The sequence below is a fragment of the Pseudonocardia wallangbongensis genome, from assembly GCF_054486945.1.
Map to the genome: position 1 here is coordinate 202,468 of NZ_JBRERS010000014.1, position 9,536 is coordinate 212,003.

Here is a 9,536-nt window from a genome sequence, read left to right on the forward strand (position 1 = left end):
GGGCGATGGCAGGACCGGCCTCGATCGTCGTGCGGCGCCTGCTGCTCAACGTCGACATGCACGGGACGGAGCGGGACGCGGTGGCCGTGCAACGGTGGCTGCCCCGGATGTGCTCGGACGTGCTGGTTCCCGCGATAGAGGCGGCGCTACGCCACGTCGACCCCGGCGAGACGTCCCTGACGCTGGACCGGTTGGCCGTCGAGGTAGCGGTCCCCTCGCTCGACGGGCTCGCGACGGTGTTCCCCGAGGCCGCGCGGCAGGCGGTCGCTGAACAGATCGGCCCGACGCTGCTGGCCTCGGCGGGATCGGCCGCTGGGGCGGGCGCCGAGGAGAACGTGCGGTGGCGCAGGCCGGCCGAGACGGTGGCCGAGGCACTGCTCGAGTTCCTCGGTACCGGCCGCCTGCCCTGGTCCTTCCGGATCCCGGCGGGCGCGCGGCTCGAGGACGGGGTGATCGCCGCGTGGTCGGACAGCGGCCCGGCACCGACCAGCCGGGACCGGCTGCGGACGGCCTTGGCCGCACCGCACATCCGGGCCCGCGTCGTGAAGCAGTTCACGCCGGCGTTCGTGATGCTCCTGCTGCGCAGCGTGTCGCCGGAGCAGGCAGTCGCGACCGAGGACGTGCTGCGCCGACTCGACGCGGCCGGGGCGTCGACGCTGACGCGCCGGCTCTGGGACGTCGCGTTGGCGGCGGCCGCGACGGACCGGCCGGTCGGGGCGAGCGCCCTCGTCCGGGCGGCGTGGACGGCATCGACCCCGGACCCGGATCTCGCCGCCGCGCTCGAACACCACTGGCCGGGCGCCACCGAGCGACGCGACGAGCGATCGACGCGAGAGGACATCGGCGACCTGCCTCGGCGGCCTGCCCCGGAACGTCAGACCGACCGCGAGGCGGACGCCGGCGGGATCCTCGTCGACCACGCGGGAGTCGTGCTGCTGCACCCCTTCCTGAGCCGCTTCCTCACCGGCCTCGGCGTCGCCGACGGCGACGAGCTGCTCGACCCCGATCGAGCCGTGTGCCTGATCCACCATCTCGCGACCGGCGAGCCGACCGCGCCCGAGCACCAGCTCACCCTCGCCAAGGTGCTGTGCGGCCTGTCCCTCGACGAGCCGGTCGAGGCGGACGTCGGGCTCACCGGCGCCGAGATCGAGGAGGCGACGGCCCTGCTCGACGCGGCGATCGGCCATTGGGAGGCGCTGCGCAACACCTCACCGGACGGGCTGCGCGGCGAGTTCCTGACGCGTCCCGGGACGCTCTCGGTCGACGTCGACGGCGGCTGGTTGCTGCGGGTCGAGACCCGCGCCGCCGACATCCTGCTGGACCAGCTCCCCTGGGGCGTCTCGATGGTCAGGCTGCTGTGGATGCGGCGCCTTCTCCGGGTCGAGTGGCGGTAGCGGCATGCGGAAGGCCACCACCCCGTCGAAGAAGCCGCACTCGGCGAGCGTCCCGCGCTCGACCGGCTTCTTCGGCGCGGCCCGCAGGCCCGGCTTCTTCACCCCGGTGCTGCGCAAGGCGGCCGACGTCCGCGTCGTGCAGGCCAAGCCGACGGTGAGCAAGCCGGGCGACCCCCTGGAGAAGCAGGCCGACCGGGCCGCCGACCAGGTGATGCGGATGCCCGACGCGGCGCTGGGGGCGCCACCGGTTCAGCGAACCGCCGAGCCGCAGGTCCAGCGGTTCGGCGAGGGCCCGCCCGCCGCCGCGGCGGGACTCCAGTCGCAGATCCAGCAGGCCACCACCGGCGGTCAGGCGTTGCCGTCGGAGGTGCGGTCTTTCATGGAGCCGCGCCTGGGCACCGACTTCGGCGACGTGCGCGTCCACGCCGACGAGACCTCCCACAGCCTCAGCAACCACCTCAGCGCCCGCGCGTTCACCTACCGCAACCACGTCTTCTTCGGCCGCAACCAGTTCCGGCCCGGGACCGCCGAGGGACGTCACCTGCTCGCCCACGAGCTAACCCACACGATCCAGCAGGGCACCACCGTCGCCCACACGGCGGCGCCGGAGACGCTGAGGGTGCCGAAGATACCGAAGGAGGAGCAGGGGCCACCCACCGTGCAGCGCCTCGGCGTCCGGGACGTGCTCGACTACTTCGCGGACAAGGCCGCAGTGGTCCCCGGCTACCGAATGCTGACGCTGGTTATCGGGTTCAATCCGATCAACGGCCGCGGCGTCGACCGTACGGCGGGCAACTTCCTGCGCGCGCTGATCGAGCTGGTGCCCGGCGGTGTACTGATCACGCAGGCGCTCGACAACCACGGCGTGATCAGCTCCGCGGCGAGCTGGGTCGAGCGGAAGGTGGCCGGCCTCGGCGACATCGGCGCGGGGATCGTCGCGGGCCTGAAGCGCTTCGTCGACTCGCTCGGCTGGACCGACATCCTCGACCCGGGTGACGTGTGGGACCGCGCCAAACGCATCGTCACCGACCCGATCACGCGCCTGATCGCGTTCGGCACGGGCGTGGTGGGGGAGCTGCTCCACCTGGTCAAACAGGCGATCCTGCCCCCGCTGGCCGCGCTCGCGACTGGCACCCGCGGCTACGACCTGCTCAAGGCGATCCTCGGCCGCGACCCCATCACCGGCGAGCCGTACCCCCGCACCGCCGAGACCCTGATCGGCGGGTTCATGAAGCTGATCGGCCAGGAAGAGGTGTGGGAGAACCTCAAGCGCGGCAAGGCCGTGCAGCGGGCCTACGCCTGGTTCCAGGGCGCGCTCACCGGACTGCTCGGGTTCGTGCGGACCGTGCCCGCGAGGATCCTCGAGACCCTGCGCTCGCTCACGTTCCAGGACGTGATCAGCGTGGTGGGCGCGTTCCGCAGGGTCGGCTCGGCGTTCCTCGGGATCGCCGTCGAGTTCGGCTCGTGGGCGGGCCGGCAGGTGCTGAGCCTGCTGGAGATCCTCGTGTCGGTGGTGGCGCCCGGCGTGATGCCCTACATCGCCAGGGCGCGCACCGCGTTCCACACGATCATCAAGGACCCGGTCCGGTTCGTCGGTCACCTCGTCCGCGCCGGACGGCTGGGCTTCCAGCGGTTCGCCGACAACATCCTCGAGCACCTCAAGACCGCCCTGATCAAATGGCTGGTCGGGCCGCTCGCCGAGGCCGGGGTCTACATTCCGAAGTCCTTCAGCCTGCTCGAGATCGTCAAGCTCGTGCTCTCGGTGCTCGGACTCACGTGGCAGAACATCCGCGGCAACCTCGTCAAGATCATCCCCGAGCCGGTGCTGCAGGGCCTGGAGAAGACCGCGTCGATCCTCCTCACGCTGGTGAAGGACGGGCCCGCCGCGGCCTGGGAGCAGATCAAGGCCGAGCTGAGCGAGCTCAAGGACCAGCTGATCGGCCAGGTCACGCAGATGATCCAGATCGAGGTCGTGAAGGCCGCCGTCCAGAAGCTCGTGATGATGCTCAACCCGGCCGGAGCGGCCGTCCAGGCGATCCTGGCGATCTGGAACACCGTGTCGTTCTTCGTCGAGAAGATCCAGCAGATCGGCGCCGTGGTCGCCTCCTTCGTCGACTCCATCTCGGCGATCGCCGCCGGCCAGGTCGACAACGCCGCCAAGCGCGTCGAGCTGACCATGGCCAACACCCTCACCCTCGTGATCGGGTTCCTCGCCAAGTTCGCGGGGCTGGGCAGCATCCCTGCGAAGCTCGTCGGCATCGTCCGCAAGATCCGCGCGCCCATCGACCGGGCGCTCGACAAGATCGTCGCGTGGCTCGGGAAGCTGCTCGACAAGCTCGTCGCAAAGGCGAAGGACGCGGCCAGGAAGATCCTGGAGTGGTGGCGCAAGAAGGTCCCGATCACCGGGGGCGACGAGCCCCACACACTGACGTTCCAGGGCGAGCGCAGGTCGGCGAAGCTGGTGGTGCAGTCGGATCCGGAGAAGCCGTCGGAGTTCCTTCAGCGCGAGGCCGACGCCGCCGACGCCGGCCCAAAGGCCGACAAGCCGCTGGCGGCGACGAGGACGTCGGAGACGCAGATCGCCTCGCTCCAGGGCGAGCTGGTGACGATCGACGACAACTCCGCGGCCGCGGCGGGCGGCACACAGCGAGCCGCGGCGGAGGACAAGTCCCACACGCTCGACAAGCTGCTGGTGGCGCTGTCGAAGATCATCATCGACGCCCTCACCGAGTGGGGCGGCGACGGCAAGGTCGCCACGGTCGTGATCGAGCGATCGGGGTTCACTGTGTCGCAGAAGCGCAAGATCGCCGCTGAGTACGAGGAACAGAAGAAGCGACTCGCGGGAAAGCCGTTCGCCGCGACGGACTATCTCGTCGACGACGAGAAGGGCCGACGGATCAACGTGGCCGAGAACATTGACCGGCGGCACGTGGTGTCGTCCGACGACATGGCCACCCATTACGAGAAGCACCTGTCGGACAAGAAGCTCTCGGAGGCGAAGCTGCTGATCGAGCAACGCGGCTCGATTCCGGAGGCACGGGTGCCGGTCGTCTCGACGTCGAAGAAGAAAAAGAATAAGCTCGACTCCGAGGCGATCGTCACCGCGGCGAAGATCCGGTTCGGGCGGTTCTTCGGTTACGCGAAGAACATCTTCCTCGGTGACAGCTCGGAGAACCGCTCCATCCAGAAGCATCTCGACGACGGGCACCCGGAGATGGCCGATGCGGAGCTCGACAACCACGTCTCCCGCATGAAGCGAGCCTGGGCGTTCGACGAGTCGATGCCCATCACTCCGGTGAAGAAGACATGAACCCGACCGATCTCGCCGCCGCGCTGTGTCTGCTCGAGACGATCGTCACCGCGCGGCTCGAGGCGTATCCACGAGAACCGGCCCCGTCGAGAGCCGAGCCGTCGGCCATCCTCGGGCTGTTCTCCGATCTGAACGGCGGCCACGAGGTCTCCTCGGCCGAGCAGGTGGTCATGCTGCTGGCGCTGGCCCCCCACCTGGCACCTGACCTCCTCGAACGGCTGATCGGGCAGTACCTCCCCGACGGCGGCGACCTGCCCGTGTTCGGCGGAGTCCGGACCGAGCGACACCGCGGCGTACTACCGACCGGTGAGACCGCCCAGTTCGTGCTGGCCGGCGACGACCTCGCCGGGCGCCTGGAGGTGCAGCGCCTCCTGTCGGGCGGCGGCCACTGGTTCGCCCGCCGGTGTGTCCTGTGGCTCGACCCGGTGCCCGAGGGCGAGCCAGTGATGAGCGGTCGGCTCGTCCTCGACCCCGAGATCATCGAACGGCTCACCACCGGCACCACGAGCACGCCCCGGTTCAGCACCGAGTTCCCGGCCGAACTCATCGAGACTGAGATGGAGTGGGACGACCTCGTGCTGGACCCCGAGACGCAACACCGGATCAGGGAGATCGAGAGCTGGGTCCGGTTCAACGACACGCTGCTGTCCGAGTGGGGAATGGGCAAGCGCGTCAAGCCCGGCTACCGCGTCATGTTCTACGGTCCGCCCGGCACGGGAAAGACGCTCACGGCCATGTTGCTCGGCAAGAGCACGGGCAGGCCGGTGTTTCGGATCGACCTGTCGCGGGTGGTGTCGAAGTACATCGGCGAGACCGAGAAGAACCTGGCACGGCTGTTCGACAAGGCGGAGCACAAGGACTGGATCCTGTTCTTCGACGAGGCCGATGCCCTGTTCGGCAAGCGCACCGAGATCCGCGACGCCCACGACAGGTACGCCAACCAGGAGATCGCTTACCTGCTCCAGCGGATCGAGAGCTTCGCCGGCCTCGTGATCCTTGCCACAAATCAGCGGGGCAATCTCGACGAGGCGTTCCGCCGGCGCTTCCAGGGAGCGGTCAGCTTCCCGATGCCCCGGCCGGAGGACCGTAGCTGCATCTGGCAACGCACCTTCCCCCCGCAGCTCACGATCGCCGACGACATCGACTGGCACGACATCGCAGGCCGGTACGAGCTAACCGGCTCAGGCATCGTTAACGTTGCCCACCTCTGCGCAATCAGAGCCCTCGCCGACGGCACGCGGACAGTCGACTCCGAATTGCTCAAGTCGGCGATCCTCCGCGAGCTTGTCAAGGAAGGCAAGATCGTATGAGCGCTCGGGACTGAGGTCGCCGAGTATCAACCGTGGAGCCGACCACGGCTCCGAACCGCTTGCCTCCCACACCCCACTTCAATTGAAGTCATTCATTAACGACGGGCCGCGAGTCCGAGCCACGTCTTGGTCGTGTTCGTCCACGGCGTGCGCAGGTGCGGTATGGCGCAGTTCGTGCCGTACATCCTCGACGCGCCGAGGTGGTGTTCGAGCGTGTGAAGATCAGAACTGATCACGGTCTGAGGGCCGCCGACAGGAGCCCCATCGTGTGACAACGGTGCGACTGTCCAGTTCAACGATGCCTATCACCGATCGCGGAGATGTATTTCGCAGACCATCAGGCTGATCCGGAGCACTCCCGGACGCGCTCCATGGTCAGAGGGCCGGCAACCCGGTCGTCGATAGGGCATGCCCGGGCTGTCCACTTCTACAATCACCATCGGACCCACTCCGCCATCGGCGGCCGGCCCATGAGCAGACTCAACAACCTGCCTGGACATCACAGCTAGCCACCACAGGAAAAGCCGCTCTCCATGCCACGTGGTCGGACCCGTCCGGACGCGAGCGCCCGGTTTCCGGCCTGCTGGTCAAGACCTCGGGCGCGCCCACCGTGGTATTGCCCGTCGTGAAGGGCGAGGGGGGTGTCTGCTCGCTCCCGTCGGTCAAACGATGCAGTGCCGACGCCCGCTGCGCGCGGTGGTGGGCCCCGGACGCTCCCCGCAGCCGGGAAAAGATCGATACCGAAGCCACCGAACTGGTGTCGGAAGTGGGTAGAGGCAGCCGTTGGCGTCGAGCGCATGGGCCACGTCGAAGGCGATGGCGTGTCCGCGCACCCGGCGTCGGCGGGTGACGTCGACGTGACTTGCCAGAGTGGCGCCGGTTGGGCGGCGGGCTATCGACGAGGCACCGCGGTCTCGACGTGCATGCCGCCGGCGGTGGGGAGGGCGACGACCCTTGAGCCTGGATCCACCGCGGTAATGGGCGTCTGACGGCGGGTCATGACACACGAATGCCCCTCTGACCTGGGAAGATAGGACTTGTCGAGGGTCCTGATCTACCGAGTAGAAGGGCATCCGCTGGATGCGACTATCTCATGCCTGCCGCGCGATGAGCGTGCGGTTCGATGATCCGAATCTCGTGTCGTGCGGCGGCCTGGAGGCGGTGTTGGCGCTGGCCACGCGCTGCGGGCTGGCAACGCTGCTGGGCGAGCGGCTACGGATCACCGCGAAGGGCGGCGCGAACGCCACCGCGAAGGTCCTCGCGCTGATCGCCGGGATGGTCGCGGGCGCGAACTCCATCGACGATATGGATCTGCTGCGCCACGGCGGCATGCCCCGGCTGTTCCGCGATGTTCGGGCGCCCTCGACCTTGGGCACGTTCCTGCGGCTGTTCACCTTCGGGCACGTCCGCCAACTCGACGCCGTCGCCGCCCGGCTGCTGACCCGGCTCGCGGTCGCCACCCCGATCCTGGCTGGCGCCAACAAGGTCGCGTTCGTGGATCTCGACGACACGGTCCGCCGCACCTACGGGTACGCCAAGCAGGGCGCCGGCCGCGGCTACACCGGCATCAACGGGCTCAACGCGCTGCTGGCCACGATCAGCACGCCGACCTCGGCGCCGGTGATCGCCGCCACCCGGCTGCGCAAGGGCTCGACGAACTCGGTGCGCGGCGCCGCCAAGCTACTCACCGACGCGCTGGTCACCGCCCGCCGCATCGGTGCGGGCGGGCTAGTGATCGTGCGCGCGGACTCGGCCTTCTACGGCTACGACATCATCAACGCCTGCCGCCGCGCCGGGCCCGCTTCTCCATCACCGCCCGCCACACACCCACCGTGACCAGGGCGATCAGCACGATCCCGGACAGGGCGTGGGTGCCGATCCGCTACCCGAACGCGATCTGGGACGACGGAGGCAGCGGTGGGTCTCCGATGCCGAGGTCGCCGAGATCGAGTTCACCGCGTTCACCGGCCGCCGCAAGGCCGAGCACGTCACCGCCTCGCTAATCGTGCGGCGGGTGCGGCGGCTCAACCCGACCACCGTGCCCGCCGGACAGGGCGAGATGTTCGCCGTCTACCGCCACCACGCGATCGTCACCGACAGCCCGGAACCCATGCTTGCTGCCGAGGCCACCCACCGTGACCACGCGATCGTCGAGCAGGTCATCGCCGACCTGAAGGACTCCGCGCTCGCCCACCTGCCGTCGGGGTGGTTCACCGCGAACGCCGCCTGGCTGGTCTGTGCCGCCATCGCGCACAGCCTCACCCGCGCCGCCGGCGCGCTCGCCACCGCGTTCCATGCCCGGGCCCGCACCGCCACCATCCGCGCCCACCTGATCGCCGTCCCCGCCCGGCTCGCCCGCTCCGCGCACCGCCTCGTGCTGCACCTGCCACAACACTGGCCCTGGCAAGACGGACTCGACGAACTGTTCCACCACGCCCTGCACGACCCCCTCCCCACAACAGCCTGACCACCCGCCCCACGAGGCACGACTGGAGACCCAGTGGAAAGGCCGGACAGACCGGCGGATCACCCGTGCTCGACCACCGTCCCGAGTACTCAAAGATCAACTATCGGCAAGGCAAAGCAGCGGCGGTGGATCCAGGCTTAGTAGGCGGGCACGAGACCGCCGGCGCAGGCGAGTTCCACGTAGACAAACCGAAGGTGCTCGAGACCCTCAACACCGCCCTGTTCGTTCCCATTGGGCCTAACAGTGTGGCGTTGTCCGGCGTACCCCCTTAGCCATGGTGCATTTGCCACAGCTGCGCGAGCACGGCCTCCAGGGATAACGTACCGTCATCATCGCGACCCACGGCCCCGACTGCGATTAGGGCTGCCAGCGTCGCGGTCGGTCGGTCGGTCGGTCGGCATCCACGAGGATCTGCTCGAAGGTTGGTCGCAGCAAGCAACTCCCGACCAAGATCACCCTCGAGGTCGCCATGCAAGAGCATCAGCGCCTCGAACGTGCCAATTCCGCGCGTACACGCAGCTGCTACGCTGTCGATCAGCAGGGGCCAGCCACCGGTCATCGTGAGCAGCCGGTCCCGGTCCGCCGGGTCGCTGAACTGGCCGTGCAGTTCGTGGCTCCACCGTTCAAGTCCGACACGGCTCAGTCGGCGGGATGTGACGACGGTGTCGGCAGCGCGCCGACCCCGTCCTGGCCCGAGCAGCTCTAGCCAGACATCGGTCTGCTCGATCCCCACGTACAAGATTGCGGAGCGCGTCACCCCGTCGCCGGGCAGGCGAAGCTGCGCCTCGTCGATCCCGGACAGCACATTCTCGCAGCCGCGCAAGCTCCGCCGCATGGCGCCGAGGGCAACAAGCAGAGGCCGCGCCACGTTCCCAGCACCCCGGCCAGCAAGATCACGAAGTCCGGCTGGAGTACTAGGCGTGGGAGAGCATTAGTGGGCGCTCCTGACTGATCCGTGGGTCGCGGGGCGCGCCTGTGTAGGCGGCACGCCGCTCCCGCTTAGGTTCCTGAACTGTCGAGGATCAGGTGCCATAGAGCGGAGAGCGGTGTGCCTG

The 9,536-nt window shown here is 68.8% G+C and carries 4 protein-coding genes and 1 pseudogene; 4 read left to right on the top strand and 1 reads right to left on the bottom strand.

Annotated elements, in window-relative coordinates; all coding sequences use genetic code 11:
• Positions 1-5 precede the first annotated feature (5 nt).
• From ACU436_RS35940 to ACU436_RS35955, 4 genes and pseudogenes are all read left to right on the top strand, one after another.
• Entirely contained in the window at positions 6-1,394 is a 1,389-nt protein-coding gene (locus ACU436_RS35940) for a contractile injection system tape measure protein (RefSeq protein ID WP_459031544.1), read from the top strand.
• A 4-nt stretch (positions 1,395-1,398) separates the two neighbouring features.
• Positions 1,399-4,704 (top strand): eCIS core domain-containing protein, encoded by a 3,306-nt coding sequence (locus tag ACU436_RS35945; RefSeq protein WP_459031545.1) that lies wholly within the window; start codon positions 1,399-1,401, stop codon positions 4,702-4,704.
• The gene (locus ACU436_RS35950; protein WP_459031546.1) at positions 4,701-6,014 is read left to right on the top strand and encodes an ATP-binding protein; all 1,314 of its coding nucleotides are present in this window, start codon (positions 4,701-4,703) and stop codon (positions 6,012-6,014) included. Before ACU436_RS35945 ends, ACU436_RS35950 begins: the two co-directional genes overlap by 4 nt.
• A 1,080-nt stretch (positions 6,015-7,094) precedes the next feature.
• Positions 7,095-8,481 (top strand): annotated as a pseudogene (locus ACU436_RS35955) (IS1380 family transposase).
• 268 nt (positions 8,482-8,749) lie between these two features.
• Here the strand turns inward: ACU436_RS35955 and ACU436_RS35960 are convergent.
• Positions 8,750-9,349, bottom strand: a complete 600-nt coding sequence (locus ACU436_RS35960; protein ID WP_459031547.1) for a hypothetical protein — start codon at positions 9,347-9,349, stop codon at positions 8,750-8,752.
• Positions 9,350-9,536: the final 187 nt, after the last annotated feature.

Bases quoted from the DNA above. Each gene is read 5' to 3' on its own strand.
- ACU436_RS35940 (WP_459031544.1), top strand. From the start codon at position 6: ATGGCAGGACCGGCCTCGATCGTCGTGCGGCGCCTGCTGCTCAACGTC.
- ACU436_RS35945 (WP_459031545.1), top strand. From the start codon at position 1,399: ATGCGGAAGGCCACCACCCCGTCGAAGAAGCCGCACTCGGCGAGCGTC.
- ACU436_RS35950 (WP_459031546.1), top strand. From the start codon at position 4,701: ATGAACCCGACCGATCTCGCCGCCGCGCTGTGTCTGCTCGAGACGATC.